Source organism: Paenibacillus sp. sgz302164 (genome assembly GCF_056120505.1).
On record NZ_JBVYOL010000043.1, the window covers coordinates 21,422 to 44,397 of the forward strand.

The 22,976-nt window shown below is 51.8% G+C and carries 2 protein-coding genes and 2 pseudogenes; all 4 read right to left on the reverse strand.

From position 1 onward, the window contains the following. Positions 1 to 210: 210 nt before the first annotated feature. Positions 211 to 4,783, reverse strand: a pseudogene (locus tag AC0LWT_RS36735) (SDR family NAD(P)-dependent oxidoreductase); the annotation flags it as partial. Positions 4,784 to 5,081: 298 nt separating this feature from the next. Continuing rightward, positions 5,082 to 11,468 (reverse strand): annotated as a pseudogene (locus AC0LWT_RS36740) (SDR family NAD(P)-dependent oxidoreductase); the annotation flags it as partial. Between the two features lie 283 nt (positions 11,469 to 11,751). After that, positions 11,752 to 22,668, reverse strand: a complete 10,917-nt coding sequence (locus AC0LWT_RS36745) for a PfaD family polyunsaturated fatty acid/polyketide biosynthesis protein (protein WP_474686773.1) — start codon at positions 22,666 to 22,668, stop codon at positions 11,752 to 11,754. Then, positions 22,662 to 22,835, reverse strand: a complete 174-nt coding sequence (locus AC0LWT_RS36750; protein ID WP_474686774.1) for a KR domain-containing protein — start codon at positions 22,833 to 22,835, stop codon at positions 22,662 to 22,664. Before AC0LWT_RS36750 ends, AC0LWT_RS36745 begins: the two co-directional genes overlap by 7 nt. Positions 22,836 to 22,976 lie beyond the last annotated feature (141 nt).

Consider the following 22,976-nt stretch of genomic DNA (forward strand, 5'->3'; position numbering starts at 1 on the left):
TCCTTACAAAATAGGCATCGGCAGGAGACTCTGCTTCTTCATTGCTCTCAAAGCCTCCTATAAAATACCGTAATTTTTCCCGGTCGCCGTGCAATACAAGCATCTGCGCCCAATCGGAAGCAAGACTTTGATAACAGGCCTGCAGACCAACAGGGATCTTCAGAGATGTCATGCCTGTATGCTTCGCCATCATGGCTTCCATCTCGCCTCCCACGCGCATCCCGCCTTCATGCCAGAGCGGCCAATTGATCGATAGTGTCCGTCCCTTGCGCTTTCCTTGAGAAACGAGACTGCTGCGATAATTCGCATAAGCATCCATAAAAGCATTCGCTGCGGCATAGTCTGCCTGACCCGGATTGCCGACCGCTCCGGCAATCGAGGAGAACATCATAAAGAAATCCAGATCCATGGCGCCGGCAGCTTCGTCCATATTTACTAAACCTGCCACCTTGGGGGCGAGAACCTCATTGAAGTGTTCGGCGGACTTTTGAATCATATAGGCATCGCGTGTAACGCCTGCGCTGTGAATAATGCCATCGATGCCGCCGAACCGTCTTACTGATTCACGTATAAGCTCCTCAACTGCTGCGGGATCTGTCACATCCATCTGTCGATAGACCACTTGAGTTCCGTGCGCTTCGATTTCTTTCAGCTTGGCTCGCTTCTCCGCGTTCAGCGGGGATCGGCCAGACAAAATCAACACGCCATTGCCGACCTGCTCCGCCATATCTTTCGCAAAAATCAACCCTAAACCGCCTGCTCCGCCTGTTATGATATAGACCCCTTGCTTTTTCCAAGGGATTGCCTGTTCTTCATTTGGAATGGGCGTTTCCTTCCAGAAACATACAGATCGTTGAGAGCCCGCATAGCGAATTCGCTCGTCATCAGGCAATTGGCTGTTCTCGTTCAATATGGCTGCCAAAACGTCGGAGCCAATGTCCGCCTCGACTTCGAGGACTTGTCCGCGGATACGCGGATTTTCCGCTTGCGCTGTTTTCAACAGAGCGCCGAGCGCCGCGCACAGTCGGCTTTCTGCACGCAAGGGCACGACAAGCTGCATGAACACGCTGCGTTCAGTTCTCGTTCTCAACAGCGCTTGAATGTGTTCAAACATCTGAAGCGCATAGCTCTGATATTTTTCGGCCGGGCCTGACAATTTCGAATTCAAAACAAGACAGCGGACTCCGCTCATCCGGCTCTCAATCTGTTCTGCCCAATCAGCCTTGGGATCACATAAAATAATCCAATGATCCCCGTAATCAGCCGATGATGCTTGCAACGTAATCGGCTGATTACGCCATTCCGCATGAAGCCTCAATGTATCCTTCGTATCCCTGGCTGCCCGAATCCGGACTCCAGCAAGTTCCGCGCAAGAAATACCTTTCATCCGTACCAGGACTTTTCCTTCTTGGTCGCACAAATCAATATCCATGATTGTCTCTTTATTGCCCCGCACATCCGTTTCACTGTCAACCTGATATCGAATCCAGGCCCACATGGAAGAACCGCAGGCTCCAAAGATGTCCAGTTCTTGCAAAGCGTTAGGCAACAAAAGTCGGATATTCGCGGCATCTCCCATGCCCAAACCAAGCATACTTTGGAGTGCCGCATCCATTAAGCTCGGATGAAGAATGTAGGGCTTTAATGTCTGATTCAAGGATTCGGGCAGCGCAAGCTTAGCCAAAACTTGGCCATGCCCCGCGTACAATTCCTGAATAGCCCGCTGTCTTGGACCATATTCGATACCAATCGAACGAAACGTATCATAAATATCCGTAGAGGAATATCGGTTTATCGAGCAGGATTCCCGAATGGTCAGAAGATCCAGGGAAGGGGGGTGATGAACCTGATGCAAAACGGCGCTTCCCTGGCTGTACCATACAGGCTCTCCTTCCTGTTCCTCCTGCTCACTGAATATGTCAAAGGTTATGTCCCCTTCTTCCTCCGGTGTTAAACGGATGTGAATCTGAACGGGCTTATCTACTGCCAAGGGACGCGTCCAAAGTACGTTATATAGGCGAATGCCCCATTGATCCGCAGTTGCAAGATCAGCCGGGCGGCCATCCAACGCGGCCTTGACGGCTGCACGCGCCATCTCCAGATGTACGACACCCGGCATAACAGCCCGCCCTTGCACAGCATGATCCTTCAAGAAAAATTCCTGACCTGTAAAGGCGGAGCTGTACCGCATTTCCTCAAAAATAGAGCTGTTTTGTTGAACCAACGGATGAAGCGCAGCAATAAATCCCGCTCCCGCTGCGAGTTCCCTAATGGCGCCCTCGGGCACCCAATAACGCTCTTTGGCAAAGGGATACGTGGGCAGGCTGATGCGACGCAGTTTATGTTTGTTCGAGCCATATAACAGACTCCAATCCAGCGTGATTCCCTTCACCCAGAAATCAAGCAGCGTACCGTATTTCTTACGCTTGATCCATTTCTCAACAGCTTCTTTCAACTCCTCATCGTCTCCGAAAAAGCTCAACAATTCCTTGTGCGCCTTAACATGCCCGCGATACATATCCTCCGCTTCCTCATGGCCTTCCAGGAACATATTCAGCTTGGCTTCCAGTTCACGAATCGATACAGCCGTCAGCGCCAATCTTTCTTCCAGAGCCTCCCGTCCAATCTGGAGCGTATAAGCAATATCCGGCAAATCCCCGTCAGAGAAGCCGCCGTCACTTAAAGCCAATCGGAGACGTTCCGCCTGCTGGCGGAGCTGCTGTTCATTTTTTGCCGATAACACGATAAGAGCCGGGTTCTGTATCGTGATGAGAGGCATCGCCCGTTCCCGGCTATCCGGTATATATTCTTCAATCACAATATGAGCATTCGATCCCCCTGCGCCAAAGGAAGACAAGCCTGCAATTCTCGGATACTCTCCGGTCATCTCTCGATCCCTGATGACGGGACGCTGCCATTCCGCCAACTTCTGTTGAACGAAGAAGGGGGTATGGTCGAAATCGATATGCGGATTGAGCGCTTCCGCGTGTAAAGAAGGAACTAACTGACCGTGTTTCATTTGCAGCAAAATTTTGGTCAATCCGGCAATTCCCGCCGCGCTTTCGGCATGCCCGATATTCGACTTTACCGAACCGATTGCGCAGAATTGCTTGTCCTGGGTATATGCCTGAAATGCCTTCGTTAATCCTGAGATTTCGATCGGATCGCCAAGAGAGGTCCCCGTGCCGTGCGCTTCGACGTAACTGACCTTCCGCGGATCAACGCCCGCCTCTTTCAAGGCACTGGCAACGACGGCTGATTGCGCATTGACGTTCGGCACTGTATAACCATTTGTCTTGCCGCCGTGGTTGATGGAAACCCCTTTAATGACACCGTATATGTGATCTCCATCAGCAACGGCCTTATCCAAAGGTTTCAAAAGCACAGCGCCTACGCCTTCTCCAGGCACATAACCGTCTCCGCCCTGACCAAAGCTTTCACACCTCCCTTTGCTCGATGCGAATTTTCCGTGCTCAAGCGCCAGGTACTTATTCGGATGAATGGAGAGGTTGACCCCTCCGGCAATCGCTAATTCACAACCCCTGCTTTTGATGCTTTGGCATGCCAAATAAATCGCTGTCAGGGAAGAAGAACACATCGTGTCGATCGCCATGCTTGGTCCATGAAAGTTAAAAAAATACGAAACCCTGTTGGCAATGGACGATGAGTTTCCGGAGAGTGCCACCGAGCGGCCCCGTACCTGTTCCTGCGCGCCGTACAATTGGTACTCCTGGTACATGACCCCTACAAAGACGCCCACGTTCCCGCCCAAGCCTCCGTCTGCGCTTGCCTGAAAAGATTTTCGCGTATATCCGGCATCTTCCAGCGTTTCATAAGCGCATTGCAGAAATAAACGTTCCTGGGGATCCATGGTCTCCGCATCTCTCGGCGCTATTTGGAAGAAGAGGGGATCGAACCGATCCGCACCTTCCAGAAAGCCGCCCCATTTGCTGCCCCTGTTCTCGCTATGATCCCAGCGGTCCAAAGGAATCTCCGTTACGCAATCTATGCCCTGCTGTAAATTGTGCCAATACTCTTGTATATGGTTCGCTCCGGGGTATTTCCCGGCTAATCCTATGACCGCAATATCCAGAGCTCCGCTCTCCGCATACCCCTGAACGGTTTTCTCTGATATATCGGCAATGGCTGATGGTTTGCTCTTGTGTTCAGTTCCTGTCTCCATATAAGAAGAGACTCCCAATACATCCATAAACGATTGCCGATAGCTCCCCAAGAAATGAGCCGTCAATTCCCGAAGGTTCTGATATTCAAAAAACAACGTTTTGGGCAGCGGCCCGAACGATGATTCTAATTGACTCGTTAATTGAACTGCCATTAAGGAATCAATTCCATATCTCTCGATCGGAGCATCCGATTCGATGCGATGCGCCGGAAGCTTAATCACGGGGGACAGCAATCGCTTGATATAACCCTCCGCTTTATCCCTTAGCCATTGGTTGAAGTCTGCCGAGAAAGCTTCCCCTGAATTTGGGGAAGTTGCTGCTTGCGGCGGCGTCACGTGCTCCGAGATTGCATGGCGGTTCTCCTCTATCAGAGAAGCCGCCAGACTCTGCAAGTCAATAGGCTCGGCGAATACAGCAGGATCAAGCTCAAAGCCGTATTCCCGCTGAAGCACCCGGGCCAGTTCGGTCCGCTGGACCGCGTCCAGCCCCTGATCGAACAGGATTGCATCGTCCACATCGCTTATTCCCACCTTCAAGAGCGAAGCGATGGTTTCCCGCAGAGTTATTTTCAAAGTATCGATGGATAGGTGAACTGCATGTGAGCCGCCCTGAAAAGCCGCTTGCACGGGATTCGAAGGGCCGGATTGCCCGGCATGCTCCAAGGCCAAACGCTTGAATTGCTGAACGGCATCCTCCGGATCTATTTTTCCTTCTTTAATTAGCTGATACAAGGATTTCAATTTGGGTTGGTTAGCCATATGCCCCTCCTGCCCCGATGCGAGACCGCAGGATTTGTTCAACTTCCTCTTCCGACCAGTCACCCTCGGATATTTGCTTGGTAAGCCGGATATAGAACTCGGTTTCACTGGCATCTATAGACGATTCCGATTCCAATACCCAGGTCGAAAGTCCTTTCATTCGCACACATACAATCCCTTCCTCGTCGCAAATATCAATATCCACTGTCCGTGACTTGTCATCCGCATTTTCATCCTTGCTGTAACGAATCCACGCCCACATGCCGGAAGCGTTCGTATCCCGCAAGATATCTACGGTTTGCAGCGCAAAGGGTACCGACAGCTGCAAATTCGCTGATCCGTATACGAGACCAATTGATGCCTGAAAGGCTGAATCGATCAGACCGGGATCGAGGAAGCAGGAGTCTTGTACACGACTCGCCAAGGATGTCAGTGAAAGCTTTGCTGTAACTTGATCGGTTCCTATATAAATTTTGTCTATTCCGCGATGGCTTGCGCCATACTCAATGCCCATCCGTTTGAACGCATCGTAGCAGTCGCCGGAAGTAAGCGCCGCGGATTTGCATTGAGACAGCAAGGCTTCTATATCCAGGTTGAAATTCCCGGATTTTGCAACAAGCTCGGCACTTCCGCTGCTGTACACAGCAGATTTCGCCGTGTTGTCTTCCCCTGATCCGCTGTAAATCTCAAAGTTCATGGAACCCTTGCCCGTTTGCGTTAATCCGATATGAACCTTAAGCAGCGGATTCCTGAAAGCAAGGGGGCGGTGCCAGACGATTTCCTTCAACCGAATCATCGTCTGATCCGCACGTGATAAGTTTGCCGCCTCATGAATAGCCGCTCGAACCATCTCCAGGCAAGCTGCCCCTGACAAAACCCGTTCTCCTCGCACCGTATGATCAGCCAGGAAAAACTCTTTTCCTGTAAAAACGGAGCTGAATTGAGTTCCCGAAAAATCCGACACGTTGCGGTGCAGCATCGGGTGAATGAAAGAAGAGCAATCAGCCCCCTCCTGATTACCGCTCGTCTGCACGAAGTCATCTGCAATCCAGCAGCGTTCCTTCGCGAACGGATAAGTTGGCAGACTGATGCGGTTAGGCTTCTCTGAACCGTACAACAAGTTCCAACATAAAGGTTGGCCCTTCACCCATACTTCCGCAGCCTGGTCCAGACGGTCGGTGCGAAGCCAATGCTGCAAAGCAAGCTGAGCTTCTTCTTCCGTTTCAAAAATTTCCGCATTGCTCTTACTAACCTTTGCATTCCACATTTGGGCGGAAGGACGACCCTGAATAAAATCGTCGAACGCCTTCACCGCATCTTCAACAAAATACGCCACAAATGCCAGTCGATAGTCCATACCGCCGCGCCCTACTTGCAAGGTATAGGCGAAATCCTGCAAATCCGCATCTTTTTCAATTTCAAGCCAGCTTTTCATTGCTTGCGCATAACGTATCAACTGCTCCCGGCTTTGAGCCGATAATACGATGAGAACAGGCTGATCGCCTCTGGCGTCAGCATGTTTCAGCCTCTTGTCCGGCTTGCGATATTCCTCAATCACAAGATGGGCATTCGTTCCGCTGTATCCAAAGGCGCTTACACAGCAGCGAAGAGGAGACGATGATTTCCCCTGCAAAGGTTTCACTTCCGTATTGGCATAAAAAGGTGAATTCTTGAAGTTGAAATGCTGATTCGGCTCATTAAAATGAAGGGTCGGTACCAGCTTTTTATGTTTAAGACACAACAAAACCTTATGCACACTGGCGACTCCGGCAGCAGCGGACGTATGGCCGATATTACTTTTCACTGATCCGATCGCACAAAACTGTTTGTCTTCCGTATGCTCTTTAAATACCTTCGACAGCGCCTCCAGTTCGATCGGATCGCCAAGCTTGGTGCCCGTGCCATGCATTTCCGCATAACGGATTGATTCCGGAGAAATATCGTATTTTTGATAAATGTCACGGACCAATTCTATTTGGCTGCTCATACTGGGCGCAGTGATCCCATTCGTTTTGCCGTCCTGATTCATACCGGATCCGATAATGACGCCATAGATATGATCATGATCCGCTTCAGCATCCTCCAACCTTTTCAGCACCAATGCTCCGACACCTTCCCCGGGAACAAAGCCGTTGGCGCTGTTATCAAAGCTTTTGCATTGACCGTCCGGAGACAACATCCCCGCCGAGCACATGTCCAAATAGCTGTCCGGCGACAAATACAGCGTCACCCCGCCAACCAACGCGATGTTCACTTCCCGGTTCAAAAGCGCCTGGCTTGCCAGGTGGGCAGCTGCCAAAGAGGATGAGCAGGCTGTATCAATCGAGATTGCAGGGCCTTTCAGATTCAAAAAATACGGAATGCGCGCTGCGGCAATCGCTGCACTGTTGCCTGTCGTACTCGAAATGCCAGTCTTGCTGCTGCTCGTCCTGCGGCCGTACTCGTTACCCATCATGCCCAAGTAGACGCCGCATTTTTGATTGTTCAATTCATCAGGACCGTATCCTGCATCCTCGAAGGCTTTATAGGCTTCCTGTAAAAAGATGCGCTGTTGAGGATCTATCATCTCCGCCTCACTCGGTGAAATATTGAAAAATAATGGGTCGAAGTATTCGATTTCATTCAGTACCCCGAGCCATTTGCAATACATAGGACCGGCTTGACCCTGCCCCTGTTTGTAATAACGGTTAATATCCCAACGATCCGGGGGAATTTCCCTGACGGAATTTTTGCCGGCAACGAGGTTTTGCCAATATTGATCAACATCCTCCGCACCCGGGTATCTGCCGGAAATTCCCACAATCGCCACAGCTTCTCTGCAAGCTGGGTTTTCCGTATAGTGTGCTTGCTGATTAGCCTTGCCAGCAGGAGGATGTTCGGCGCCGGCAAGCTTGTCTTCTTTCGCAAGTCCGACAGCATCCGGAACTGCCTGACTGACTGGAACGGCTTCGATTTCTTTCGGGACGTTCTCCGGGACCTTCTCCGGGACCTTCTCTTCAATCCGCTCGTTTTGCAACAGTCCTGCAAGCTGGCGAATCGTCGGATAATCATAGATGACGGTAGCCGCAAAAGAAGTTCCGTAATCTTTGTTAATCATACGAACCCATTCCACGCCTATGATCGAGTCCATTCCCATATCGATTAACTTTTGATCAGGATCGATTTGACCGGGATCGATATACAAAGCAGCAGCGAGGCTGGACGCTAATTCCTTCCGGATCGCTGCGGCGGATTTGGCAGGAAAGACGCTTGGCGCAGAGCGCTGCGGAGCCGCAAGCTCTGCTTCGTTTGCCACCGGCGTCAAAGCAATGCCGCTTGGTTTATCGGCCTGGCTCGAAGCAAATTCTCCCGCCATTCCGACTGGCGGCAAATTACGCTTCGGACATGTCGTCGGCTCTATGTCCTCTGCCGGCAGGTTTGACAGCTGCACCTCTACGGCTGCAGGTATTTTGTCTTCTGACCTGGCGATCCAATAGCGGCCCTTCGCAAACGGATATGTCGGCAAAGAGATGCGACCGGGCTTCACATCGCCGTATAATAAGTTCCAGTTCACATGCAAGCCGTTCACCCAAAGCTTAAGCAGCTTGCTATACTTCCTTTTTTGAATCCATGCTGCAATTGTTTCTTCCATATCTTCATCGTTGGCGTATCCATCGAGCCCCGTTTGAATGAGCTTGGCTTGCCCGAAGAACACGTCTTCCAGCGAGGCCTGATCATTCAAATAGGCCAGCAATTTGGCCTCAAGCTCCTGTACCGAGTCCACCTTAACAGCCAGCCGTTCTTCCATAGGCTCCCGTCCCGTCTGGAGGGTGTATGCCATCGAGAGCAAATCGCCATCCGTTAACGGCCATTCTCGAATCGCGGTTACCATACGCTCGACACGACCGCGAAGCTGCTCCTCATTTTTGGCGGAAAGCACAATAAGCACAGTACTCTCCGCCGCCGAAGCCGAGCAGCCCGCCGCTGGCTGCCCGGGAATATATTCCTCGACCAGTATATGGGCGTTGGAACCTCCCGCTCCAAAAGAGGAAATGCCTGCAATTCTCGGAAACTCCCTCATTTCCCCGTCTACCTCAACCAACGGACGCTGCCACTCAGCCAGCTCCTGCTGAACGATAAAGGGCGTACTGCCAAAATCAATATGAGGATTCAATACCTTGGAATGCAAAGAAGGCGCCAACTGCCGATATTTCATTTGCAGAAGGATTTTCGTCAGTCCAGCGATGCCGGCACTGCTCTCTCCATGTCCGATGTTTGACTTTACTGAGCCTATAGCACAGTACTGCTTGTCTTGCGTAGACGCTTGGAACGCTTTAGCCAGACCTGTAATTTCGATGGGGTCTCCCAAAGAAGTGCCTGTGCCGTGAGCCTCGATATAGCTGATCGTTCGCGGATCAATACCCGCTTTCTTCAAGGCTTTGTCAATTACTTTGGCCTGCGCGTTCGGATTCGGGACCGTATAGCCGTTCGTTTTTCCGCCATGATTAATTGCGCTTCCTTTAATTACTCCATAGATGTGATCCCCGCCGGCAATGGCCTTTGAAAGCGGCTTAAGCAGGAGAGAACCTACGCCTTCGCCAGGCACATAACCGTCGCCGCCTTCGCCAAAGCTTTCACAGCGCCCTTTACTGGACGTAAAATGGCTTTGCTCCAGCGCCAAGTATTTATTCGGATGCACAGACACATTCACGCCTCCGGCAATCGCCAGCTCACAATCGCCCGATAGTATGCTGCGGCAAGCCAAATGGATCGCCGTTAAGGAAGATGAGCACATCGTGTCTATCGCCATACTCGGTCCGTGGAAATCAAAAAAATACGATACGCGGTTCGCAATCGAAGATGGATTTCCCGAAAGCGTAACGGTCCTTCCCTTTGCTTGCTCCTGCGCTCCATACAACTGGTACTCTTCGTACATGACCCCGACAAATACACCGACAGCATCCGGACTCGCGCTGCCATTCGCGCCGATCGGAGCACGGGACGCATACCCGGCATCCTCCAACGTCTCATAGACACATTGCAAAAACAAGCGTTCCTGCGGATCCATCAATTCCGCCTCGCGAGGCGAAATCGAAAAGAAGAGCGGATCGAATTGATCCACTCCATCTACAAAGCCGCCCCATTTGCTGTGCGTATACTGCTTATAATCCCAGCGGTCTGCGGGGATTTCGGCAACGGAATCTTTGCCTTCCTTCAAGTTCCTCCAAAACTCCCTGATATGGCCGGCTCCCGGGTATCGTCCCGCCAACCCGATAATGGCGATATCCGCCGCTCCGGCCTGCTGTTCATCTTTGGACTCGATAAGCCGCGTATGGCTTATCTGTGGAACCGAAGACCACGCCGCCTCTTTAGCGGCTGCTTTGTCTGCGTACCCGAGCTTGTCTTTCAATCGTTCCGGATATACTTGCAAGAAATACGCCGTCAATTCGGCTATATTGGGATATTCATAGAATAGCGTTTTCGGTAAAGTTCCGAATACCTGCTCCAGTTGATTCGTCATTTGCATAACCATAATAGAATCAATTCCGTACTGTTCGAACGGGATCTCGGCCTGGATACGTGCCGGCGGGAGCTTGATGACGGAGGAAAGCAACTTTTTCACATAAACAGCCGCTTGCTCCTCCAACTCGTGATCTCCTGCCTGCAGGTCGGCCGGACTTTGTTTTCCGGCTTCTGCTTTCGGAGCCTCTATATCCGCCTCGGGAGCTCCTGCGGCTCCCTGAAGCTTCCGCGCATCGCCTTTGATCACCGCTACCTGTTCCTGTCCCGAAGCCACACTTTGATAAAAAGCATGAATGCCGCAAGCTGTGTCAATCGCCAGCATCCCTGTACTGTGCTCGATCATTTGTTCGAATCTAGGGTCGATCTGCATGCCGCCTTCTTTCCACAACGGCCAGTTGATCGAAATTGTGCGTCCTTTTCGTTGGTTGTGAGCCATCAAACCATTGCGATATTTGGCGTAGGCGTCCATAAAAGCATTAGCTGCCGCATAATCCGCTTGGCCCGGGTTGCCTAAAATTCCTGCCGTCGAGGAAAAAATGATAAAAAAGTCAAGCTCCATCGCCGCTGTGGCATGATCCAGATTGAGCAATCCCGTCACCTTGGGGGCAAGCACCTCCATGAACTGCTCTCTGGTCTTCTTGATAATGAAATTGTCGCGAATGATGCCTGCGCTGTGAATGATTCCATGAATTCCTCCGAATTCTTCACGAATACTTTGAACCAGTTGGATGACCTCTGTCTCGTCAGCGACATCGGCCTGCCGATACGAAACGCGAACGCCCAATCGTTCAATTTCGCGGAGACTGGCTTCTTTTTTCTCATTAAGCGGGGAACGGCCTACAAGAATCACGATCCCCTCTTTCACCTTCCGGGCAATCTCCTTCGCAAAGAGAAGACCCAACTCCCCTGCTCCGCCCGTAATCAGGTAAATGCCGCGGTCAACCCAAGGAATCGCGGAATCCTGTTGGGATGATTCCACCTCGCTCCAACTGGCGACGTATCTTTCGCCATCCTGATACCGAATCCAATGATCGTCGAGGAAACGGCTGTTTGCTTCCAATAAGGCTTCGATTTCCGCTTGACTCCTGTCCGTCGTCTCCACTTCGATGATTTGCCCGTTAAAGTTCGGATTTTCCAGTTGAGCTGTTTTTAGCAGAGCGGAAAGCCCCGAGCAGATAGGCAAATCCCGCTGCAAGGGAATCACCAGTTGGAGCAGCATCTTGCCTTTAGTCTTACCCTGAAGCATATGCTGAATCTCTTCAAATACCTGAATGGCATAGGTTTGAAAACGTTCCCCAATGCCCTTGTTATTCGGAACGTACAACAAATCCGCGTCCCCCCTTTGCTTGGTCATTTCCATTTCCATTTCCTGAGAATGGCGCGTCCGGATCGCACACCAGCACGCGGCGAACCGTAAAATCAGAAACGGCAGCCGTTTGGGCAATGCTCTGCTGACGCCAGCTTGGCTGAAGCATATGCAAGTTCGAATCCTTGCGGTTGACGATAACCTTCCCTTGAGATATCAGCGTCGAGAAGCCTTTCATACTGACACAGACCCGGCCGTTCTCATCAACCAGTTCGATATCCAGCTTCATGATCTTGCCGTCGGCCTGACTTCCTTCGCTGTACCGCACCCAAGCCCACATGGCGGACGTGCAGGCAGCATGTACAGTAAGTTCATCCAACGCATAAGGCAAGGCGGGCTCGCGAAGGCCTGAATCCATCAGCAAGCCGAGGGAGGCCTGAAAAGCCGCGTCCATTATGCTTGGATGCAGGGTATACTGCTTTTGCGTATCGGCTGCACAAGAAGGCAGCGCCAGTTTCGCCAACACTTGATCGGTGCCTGTATGGAGGTGTACAATCCCCTGATGGCTTGGACCGTAATCGATCCCCATCGCACTGAAAGCTCCGTAACATTGTTCAGCAGTAAGCACACGATCCTTGCACTGTTCCTGCAAAGCCGGCAGATCGCAAACAGGGCTTTGTTCTTGTGCGACCAGAGCTCCGTGACCTTGACCATGAATCTTGCGATCGCCTCCGGCCTCTTCCGGTATGCTGTAGATATCGTAGCCGATTTCACCTTGTTCACCCGCATATACCCCAATATAAAGCTCTACAGGCGTATCCTTGACAATAACGGCGCTCGTCCACACGATATGTTGAAGCCTTACGGAGAATTGCCCGGCTTTCTCAGGCTCGGTTGATCGTTCGATGGCGGCCCGAGCCATCTCCAGATAAGCTGCCCCAGGCAAAATCCGTTCTCCTTTGACCTGATGATCCTTTATGAAAAACTCTTCACCCGTCAGTGTGGTGCGGAACCTTTGTTCGGTGAGAATCGACGTATTTTGATGCAGTAAAGGATGCAGGACAGCCGTCCGCGAGGTCATCCCGGCGCTTTCGAGAACGGCTGCTTTCTTCAGCGGCAGCCAGTATCTTTCCTTAGCGAACGGGTAGGTTGGCAAGCCGATCCGACGCGGACGTTTGGAGACCTCCAGCATACTCCAATCGACTTTGAAACCGGACACCCAAGCTTGTGCGATAGCATGCATATTTCGCTCCTTGATCCAGGCGGGCATCCGGGACCTGAGTTCCCCATCGTTCTCAAGCAGGCCGATGCCGTTTTTCCCTTTGGCGACTTTAGCTGTATAAATGCCCTTGCCTGCCCGATGGGATGCGAATTCGGCCAATGCTCTGCGCGTTTCTTGCTTGGAATCAGTCACCAACGCCAACCGGTAATCCAACGCATCGCGCCCTGTCTGCAGAGTATAGGTCAGGTCGCTCAGCTCGAAATCCGGGTGGCTGTCTATCCAAGCGCCCAGCTTTTCCGCATAATTCGCCAACTGATCTTCGCTTTGCGCCGACAATACCACCGTCATCGGTGAATGCCCATCTTCGCCCTCGAATGACTCAGGTTCCCGAACCATCTTCGGTCTGTATTCCTCAATGACAAGATGGGCGTTGGTGCCGCTGTAGCCAAAGGAGCTCACACAGGCCCGTCGAGGCTTATTGGATACTGCTTTCCAGGGAATCAGTTCGGTATTGACATAAAATGGCGAATCATCAAAGTCAAAATGTTGATTCGGCTGTTCAAAATGCAGTGTAGGCACCAGTTTTTTATGCTGCAAACATAACAAGATTTTTTGTACACTTGCTATGCCGGCGGCTGCGGAGGTGTGTCCGATATTGCTTTTGACCGACCCGATTGCACAAAAATTTGTGCGCGTTGTATGAGTCTTGAATACTTGAGACAGCGCCTCCAGTTCGATCGGATCGCCCAGCTTCGTTCCTGTTCCATGCATTTCAACATAACTGATGCTGTCCGGAGCAATCTTGTATTTTTCATAAATATCCCCGGTTAGCTCCATTTGACTGCTCATATTCGGGGCCGTGATCCCATTCGTTTTGCCGTCCTGGTTAACCCCGGAACCGACAATCACGCCATAGATCGTATCACCGTCCGCCTCAGCATCCTTCAATCGCTTCAGTACCAAGGCTCCCACGCCCTCACCAGGCACGAATCCGTTGGCATTATTGTCAAATGCTTTGCACTTGCCGTCCGGAGACAGCATTCCCGCCGCGCACATGTCCACATACCCTTCTGGGGTCAAATACAGCGTAACTCCGCCGACCAAAGCGATATGAATTTCGTGCTGCAATAAAGCCTGACATGCCAGATGTATCCCCACCAATGAAGAGGAACAAGCCGTATCAATAGCGATCGCAGCGCCTTTCAAATTGAGAAAATAGGGAATGCGGGCTGCCGCGATAGCAAAGCTGTTACCTGTCGTACTCGCAATACTGGCGTGACTTTGGGCAGCCATCTTTCCATATTCGTTACTCATAATGCCCAGATAAACCGAGCATTTTTGATTGCTGAGTGATCCCGGACTATACCCCGCATGCTCAAAAGCTTTGTAAGCTTCCTGCAAAAACAGCCGCTGCTGCGGGTCCATCGCTTCGGCTTCGCCGGGAGAAATATGGAAGAACAGCGGATCGAAACAATCTATATCGTTCAGCATCCCTAGCCATTTGCAGTTCACCTTGCCTTCTTGGAAAGGACGCGAATCATAATAGGCGTTGACATCCCAACGATCCTCAGTAATCTCGCGAACCGAGTTTTTGCCGAGAGCCAGGTTGTCCCAGAACTGATCAAGATCCTTAGCATCCGGATAGGTTCCCGACATCCCAACGATGGCAATCCCCTCTATATATTCGCTGGAAGCAGACGGCTCCCCGCCCGTTTGGGACGCTGCATGCGGCGTAGTTTCCGTCATGACTTCTGACGGAGCTTGCGGCGCAGATTGCGTTATGATTTCCGATACGGTTCCCGTCGTTGATTGGGAAATGGTTTTCGAAATTGCAGCAGTCCGGCTTACCTGTGAATGAAAGTCGCTTTTCAAAAATTGTCCGAACTCCCGGATGCAGGAATACTCATAAATGATCGCAGCCCCAAATGAAGTTCCATACTTTTTGTTTATCGCCCTGATCCACTCTACGCCCACAATCGAATCCAGCCCGATATCCGCGAATCTGGCATCCACATCAATATCGGAAGGCTCCAGATACAGCGCCTCAGCCAAACTTGCCGCCAACTCTTCCAGTAAAACCGTTATGGCAATCTCCGATTGATTGGAAACAGAGATACTCTGTTCGTCCCGAAGAGATACCACAGATTGCGGCTCTATATCAACCTTGGCGCTTGCCGCAGAAGGAAGTTGCCGCTCATCCGTTGATGCCGACATCCCATTGGGATGAAGCAAATCACGCCGGCTTCCCTCTTTTTGCACCAGAGGAGCAAGTTCGCGCAGCGTTGCATACTCATAAATGATCGTCGCCGGGAAAGATGTCCCATACTTCTTGTTAATCGTTTGAATCCATTCCACACCGACGATGGAATCTACACCCATGTCTACCAATTTCGTATCCGCTTCAACGTCGTCATGATCAAGATATAAGGCCTCAGCCAGGCAGGCAGCCAGCTCTTTCAGCAAAGCAGCGCTTTCCGTTTCTCTCGAAAGCGACTGTTCCGAGCCCAATTTAGAGCTTAACGGCGCCAACGTAACAGCGGCAGCGAACGGCTCTCTTTGGGAACCAGCGATCGGCTGAGATTCGGTTAATGGCAGCAAGACTATTCGACCCGGATTAGCGGTTTCCGTCATTGCGGCCGCAGAGTCGAAACTTTCAGCATCGGCTTGCTTGTGTATTCCTTCTGCCCCGTCTGCGCCCGTATGCTTGTGCTCTACCCAATAACGCCGTTTAGCAAACGGGTAGGTTGGCAAACTGATCCGTTGAGGGAATCGTTCGCCGTACAGCAAGCTCCAGTCAAGCTCCAGACCGCTTACCCAATACTCTGCAAGCCGCCGCAGATTTCGCTCCCGCAACGTTGTCCGGAGCAAGGCTTGCGTATCCCCATCGGAGTTATTCGCTTTCACCTGTCCAATTGCCGTTGCCGGTGTGGCTTCTCCCCGGATAAATGCTTCCAGCGTATGCAGCACATCGGCCCGTGAACCGGCCGCGAACGCCATGCGATAGTTCATCGCTTCCCTTCCCGTCTGAAGCGTGTAAGCCATGTTCGCGATATCAAGCTGCCCATGAGCTTGAACAAACCTTTTGAACGACTCCACATAGGCAATGAGCTGCTTTTCACTTTTGGCTGACAAGGTAAACAGTACTGGAGCCTGTGGATCAGCCAAATCGTTACGATCCCAGTCGGCAGAGACTTTGACATACTCCTCAATCACCAAATGAGCATTTGTTCCGCTAAATCCAAAGGAGCTGACACCCGCACGCCGCGGTATTCCCGGAGCAAGCTCCCATTTCCGCAATTCCGTATTGATGTAAAAAGGGCTGTCGTTTAACGCAATATGCTCATTCACCTTTTCAACATGGATCGTAGGCGGCAACATTTGTTGTTTCAAGGCAAGTATCACCTTCAATACTCCCGCTATGCCCGCCGCTGGCAGCAGATGACCGATATTGCTTTTCACAGATCCTAATGCACAATAATTTTGTTGAGTTGAATAGACTTGAAAAGCTTCAGTAAGGGCTTCCACTTCAATGGGATCGCCCAGCTTCGTCCCCGTTCCGTGAGCTTCAATTAATGTAATAGTCGAGGGGTCAATTCCAAAGCGTTCATATACCTCATCCTGTAAAAGCTCTCGCTGCGACTTTGCACTGGGAGCCGTAATGCCGTTGGTCTTTCCGTCCTGATTCACGCCCCAGCCTCGAATCACCGCCTGAATCTGATCCTGATCTCTGACCGCATCGGCTAACCGTTTCAACAGGACAACACCGACACCTTCCCCGGGAACAAATCCGTTGGCCCGGTTGTCAAACGAGTAGCACCGTCCGTCTTCAGAAAGCATGCCTGCCTTACTCGTCATAATATGAAGCGACGGGCCTTCCATCACATTGACTCCGCCGGCCAAAGCCAGATCGGTATTGCGCAGCAGCAAGCTGTTGCACGCCTCTGCGATGGCGACAAGCGACGACGAGCAAGCTGTGTCAATCGCCATACTCGGACCCTTAAGATTCAGCAGATACGAAATCCGCGCCGCCAGGATCGAGGGGGTTTCACCCATCAGCCCGAGCGCATTAAGCTCTTGCCGGCTGACGCGCTTGCCGTAATCGCCTGCAGCGCAGCCGACAAATACGCCGCATCGGCTGCCGGACAGGGAGGACGGCAGCAACCCGGCATCTTCTATAGAAGTCCAGCAGTGCTCCAGAAACAATCGCTGCTGCGGGTCCATGAGTTCAGCTTCAACCGGAGTGATATGAAAGAATAAGGGATCGAATAAATCCACATCCTCCAGCACACCCATCCATTTGCTGATGGTTTTGCCAGGACTCTCTGGATTCGGATCATAATAAGCTGCAAAAGGCCAGCGTGACGCCGGAATTTCGGAAATGCAATCCCTTTTTTGCGCCAGATTGTTCCAATACTCCGCCAAGTTCGGGGATTTGGGGAATTGTCCCGACATACCAAGGACAGCAATCGCCGTATCGTCAGCCTGTATCTTCGTATATCCCTTTGCCTGGCCCTGTTCTTCCTGCTTCTCTGGAGCCGGCGGCACGGGTTGTCTGCGTGCACATGCCTGAACCATCAACCATTCGGCCACTTCATGCACATGGCGGTTTCTCCAATCCTCATAGCGCGTTCCTTTCAACCATTCGTTGCACGACCCCATAGCCGGGCCGCAAAAAATCTGAAAATTGTCCGCTTCAGATACGTCGCCGTCGCGCGTAATCTGGCCGCAATGGGCAAAATACCACTTGAAAATCAGTGCCATTTTCAAGCGGGGATTATGCTCCGCTTCCCTGATTTCTTCCGGATTCCAGCGATTTTTATAATTGCAAACAAGCTCCCACACTTCAGTAAATGTCTTCTTAAAAATGGTTGTTTCAATTTCGTTCTTTATATACGCAGGCAGTTCATCGATGGCATTATAATGGGCATACCATTGAAATAATGACTGGGCGCGCGCATAATAGCGACTGTTCTTTTTGACGACTTGAACCTTGGCGCCTGCCTCAAACATGTCTCCCGCAATCGTGATCGCCGTATCATGGATGGATACCGTTTTCAAAATATCCTTGACCGCCTCGTGAGCGCCGCTTTCCACAGTGCATTGATTAATGGAGCCAGTGAAAATAAAGTCTGCTCCCAACGAAAAAGCTGATGCAACCGCTTCAGGCGATCCGATTCCTCCGCCGCAGCCAATCATAATTTCTTCCTCGTAAGCGTAATGCTGATGCAACCGCTTTTTCAGAGCAATCACGGAAGGAATCAAAGAAAAAGCCACACCCTGATCCGTATGCCCGCCTGAATCGGCCTCTACGGCAAGATCATCGGCCATCGGAATGCATTGCGATAATCTCGCTTCCTCTTCATTAATCCATCCTTTGCGCAGCAAACTTTCTACAAGATCGATGGGTGGCGGCGACAGAAACAGACGTGCTACTTCCAGCCGCGAGCACTTGGCAATCATTCGGCGGGGCAGCATAATCCGGCCTTGCTGCCGGCTAATTCCCTTAATTCTGCCGTAAACTAACGGCTCGGTCATTCCCGCGAAGGCCGAAACCTCAATCACAGGCACATTGTATGCAAGAAACAGCTCAACCTGCCGCCGCTCTTCTTCAGGATCGTGAAAATTGGAGATCAGACACATGCCATAAGGCTCATCCGCGCTCAATTGAGCTTGGATTTTTTGGATATGCCCTTCGATTTGCTCCGTTCTAAAACCCGCACTCCCAAAAATACTTAACAATTTGGCCTTGCCCATAGCTACGACTAAGGACTCCGAAGCAACACCGCGTCCCATTGAACCTGCATAATAACTCCATTTGGAACGGTATCGCGACTGAAAGACCGAATTTCCCCATTGCTCAGGGCGGGCAGGCGACTCTTGTAAAGGCCGGTTTTGACCGCCCCTCCTGATTTGCTCGCTAAGGAAAACTGCGAATGCCTCAATCGTCGGATAGTCATATACCTTGGTTGTTGTAATTGACATGCCGTACTGCTTGTTTATATCTTTGATCCATTCCACACCCAAGATGGAATCAAGTCCCATCTCGATAAACTTCTTGTCCGCATGCACATCGCCTGGTTTCATGTAAAGAATGCGGGCTAAGCTGGCCGCAAGCTCCGCTTGCAAAGCCGCGATTGAAGGTTCCTGATTCAGCTTTGTCAAGCGTTCGCTTTCTTGCGAAGGCGAAGGCGATGCGGCCAATTCCGCTCCGGCATTCAATGCCGTTTTCTGGCTTGCGCCCGCATAAGTCTGAGAGGAGAGCTTCAGCTTCACCTGGTCGGCTAAATAAGCTGCAAACTCTCGAATCGTTGGATAATCATACACTTTGGTTGCGGTAATCGATGTTCCGAATTGGTGATTGATCGCTTTCATCCATTCCACGCCGATAATCGAATCGAGTCCCATCTCCACGAAATTTTTGTCCAAATCAACCTCATGACGCTTCATATATAAAACATCCGCCAGGCCGGACTTCAAATCTTCCTGCAAGGAACGGATCTGTTCCGGCGTCGGATCAGCCAACGGTGCAGACTTTGCCCGAATAGGCTCAACAAGCTCCAGTGGCCTTGTGCCGTCCTGCGTTGAGAGTTTAATGCGGCGAGGAACGGGTTGCTCCGATTGCAGGGCAGACGGCAAACTTTCGCTTAACGATACCAACGAGATTTTACTTGGTTTATCCGGGTTCCCAGTTGTCCATCCGTTATTTTCAGCTTGTAGAACAGGTAACGAAAGGGCAGGAGATACAGCTTTCCGAACCCAATAGTGCTCTCTGGCAAATGGATAAGCAGGGAGATGGATGCGCGCTGCTGCCGCTTCGCCAAATAACGGTTCCCAATCCATGTCATAACCCTGACAATAAAATTCGGCCAAAGCTTTCAGCATTTCCTGATACTTCTGCTTATCTGTTTGCAGCGACTCGCTTTGCCCTAACAGGCTCCGGACAAACCATTCAATCGTTTTCTGCCCCGTAAAATCACGGGAAACAGTGCCTGTAAACAAAGACGGCGATTGTTCTTTACGCACAGCCTGAGTTAAGACATGAATGGCATCTTCCTTATCTTGAACCACGACAGCACAGCGGTATTGAAAATGGTGCCGCCCTTTCAGCAAGGTATAGCTGATATTCGACAAATGAAGCTGTTCATCTTCTCCATCCCGTAAGAAAGCGACCATATCTTTGATCTTTTCTTGCAGAATGCTCTCCGTCTTTGCTGTAAATGCCAGCATATAATAAGGAGCGCGGCCTTTACTTGGTTTCAAGCTGTTCTCTTCGTAGCTTTCTATAACCAGGTGGGCGTTCGTTCCGCTCATGCCGAAAGCACTCACTGCGCCTATCCGGCTTTGCCCTTGCTTTTTCAGCCAGGGACGGGCTGCTTTGTTCACATAAAAAGGGCTATCTTTCCAATTGATATAATCATTCTCCGTCTCACAGTGAAGACTGGCAGGAATCACTTCTTGCCGCAGCGCCTGCACGAGACTGATGAGACTGACGATTCCGGACGCGGCAAGCGTATGCCCGATGTTGCTTTTCACTGACGTCAACGCGCAGTAGCCTTGCTTGGAGGTACGGCTTTTAAACATGTCGTACAGCGCATTGATTTCAACCGGATCTCCCAATTTGGTTCCAGTCCCATGTGTCACGATATAGTCGATTTGCTCAGGGTCCACCTTGCATTTATCGTAAACCGCGTTCAGCAAGCGGGTCTGCGCGACGCCGTTCGGCGCGGTTATCCCGTTTGTTTTGCCATCGTAATTGATCCCGCTCCCTTTGATAACCGCATAGATCGGATCACCGTCGGCCACGGCTTGGGATAACCTTTTGAGTACAACTACAGCCACCGCTTCCGCGGGAACCATCCCATTGGCCCGCTTATCGAACGCATAGCAGGCACCGTCCTCGGACAGCATGCCGGCTTGTTCCATGCCGGCTATCGTTTCATCAGACAGAATCAAACTGACACCTGCTGCCACCGCTGTATCGCATTCATCATTCCGCAGGCTGGCGCAAGCCTGATGCACAGCTACTAATCCCGACGAACATGCGGTATCAATCGACATGACCGGGCCTTCCAAGTTAAGGAAATAGGCAAGCCTGGCTGATAAAATCGCATTATGATTCGCCGTAATATTGCTTGTGTCTCTATCTAAAATAAGGTAGTCACCCTGCTCCACGCCGACAAATATGCCGATTTTGCTCTTTTCGATCTGCATGTTCCCGTATCCGGCATCTTCCAGCGCTCTCCACGATTCCTGCAAAAGAAGCCGCTGCCGAGGGTCCATACTTTCCGCTTCGCGTGGAGATATTTCAAAAAAGGCAGGATCAAACTCGTCAACGCCAGGCACCCAACCGCCTTTCACTGAAGCTGTCCGGGCAGCCCTTCCTGCCAAACGCTCAGACGGATATTCGGTTACAACACTTCTTCCGTTTGCCAAAACACGCCAGAGCTCGTCGATATTGCGAGCATCCGGGAAGCGGCCGCTCATGCCAATGATCGCAATCTTCTCACTGGACTGCCGGGATGCATCTCCCCCATTCTCGTCTAACGGGGCAATACGTGACATGCGGTCATTGGCGCTCGGGTTCTGCGGTTTCCGGGCAACCTCTTTTGCAGCTGTCTTCAGCGCGCTCATTGACTGGGAGCTCTCCTCGTGCTCCTGATAATGAGCTTGAATAACGGCTTCATGATTACCCAGAAAATAATGGACCAAGCGCCCTAGCGTCGGGTACCCATAAAACACAGAAGGTGACGTCTCGATGCCAAAGCAGCTCGTTAACGCTGCCGCGAATTGGGCGAGACTTAAAGAATCAAACCCGAATTCCGCCAGATTCGACGTTCGGTCAACCCGCTCGCGGGATATTTTCAGCAGTTGGCTGACCAGCTCTTTCAGTTCCCGCTCCAAGCACTGCTCCACGCTCCAGCCCCTCATCTCAGGGCGTCTTCCTTGCCCTGACGGACGGGCAGCGGCAACGGCTGGCGACAGCGAATCACCTTGAGGCTTCGCTTCTACCGAAGCCCCGTTCAATCCCAGAAACCGCCGTATACGGCTTGGCTGTCCGACAAGCACCAGCGTGTGAGCGCTGCTTCCGCTCACCAATCGTTCAAAGACCGCGAAGCCTTCTTCCGCTTCCAAATAACGCTGACCGCTCGCCTGCAAATACATCTTCGCATGCTCGCCGTCGCCGGCTCCCATCCCTCCGCCTTTCCATAACGGCCAGTTGATCGCTACCGTTTTGCCCTGCCTTTGCCCGCACCGGCTAAGCTCGTTCCGGTAATTCGCATGCGCCATCAAGAACCGGTTGCCCATCGCGTAGTCACAGGAGCCAAAGTCGCCCAGAATCGCCGACGAGGAGGAAAAATAGCAGACGAAATCCAGCGCTTCCTCCCTCAATAGCTCATCCAGCACAAGGGCGCCCTCGATTTTCGGATCGAGGATGCGCTGGAATTCCGCTGCCGTTGTGCTCAGGATCGTCTGGCTGCTGAGCAGTCCCGCCGCATGAATCACACCATGGATGGCGCCAAAACGGTCCCGGACCTGTCTCAGCCCCGCTTCCATCCCTTCCCGATCACATACATCGGCTTGCAGATACATCACGCGCCCGCCCGCCGCCTCCAGCTCCCGAATTCGGGAGCCTTTCTCCGCATCCAATCGGCTTCTTCCCGTCAGAATCAGGTTCACGGGCTGCCGCTTCAACAAATGCNTCGGCTTCTTCCCGTCAGAATCAGGTTCGCGGGCTGCCGCTTCAACAAATGCTCCGCGAACAGCAGACCCAGACCTCCCAGGCCTCCCGTGATCACATACGTGCCGCCCGCTCGGAACGGCCGGTCCGCCGCCGGCAGCTCCGCCGGCTTCACTTCGCACACATAACGCTTGCCCGCTTGATAACGCGCGCTCTGCGTCTTCGGCTCCTGCAGCTCCGCCCACAGCCGCTGCGTCCACGCGCTCAGGTCCGCTTCGACTCCAGCGGCTTCCTCGCCATAGATGCAGGCCGCCTGAACGTCAGG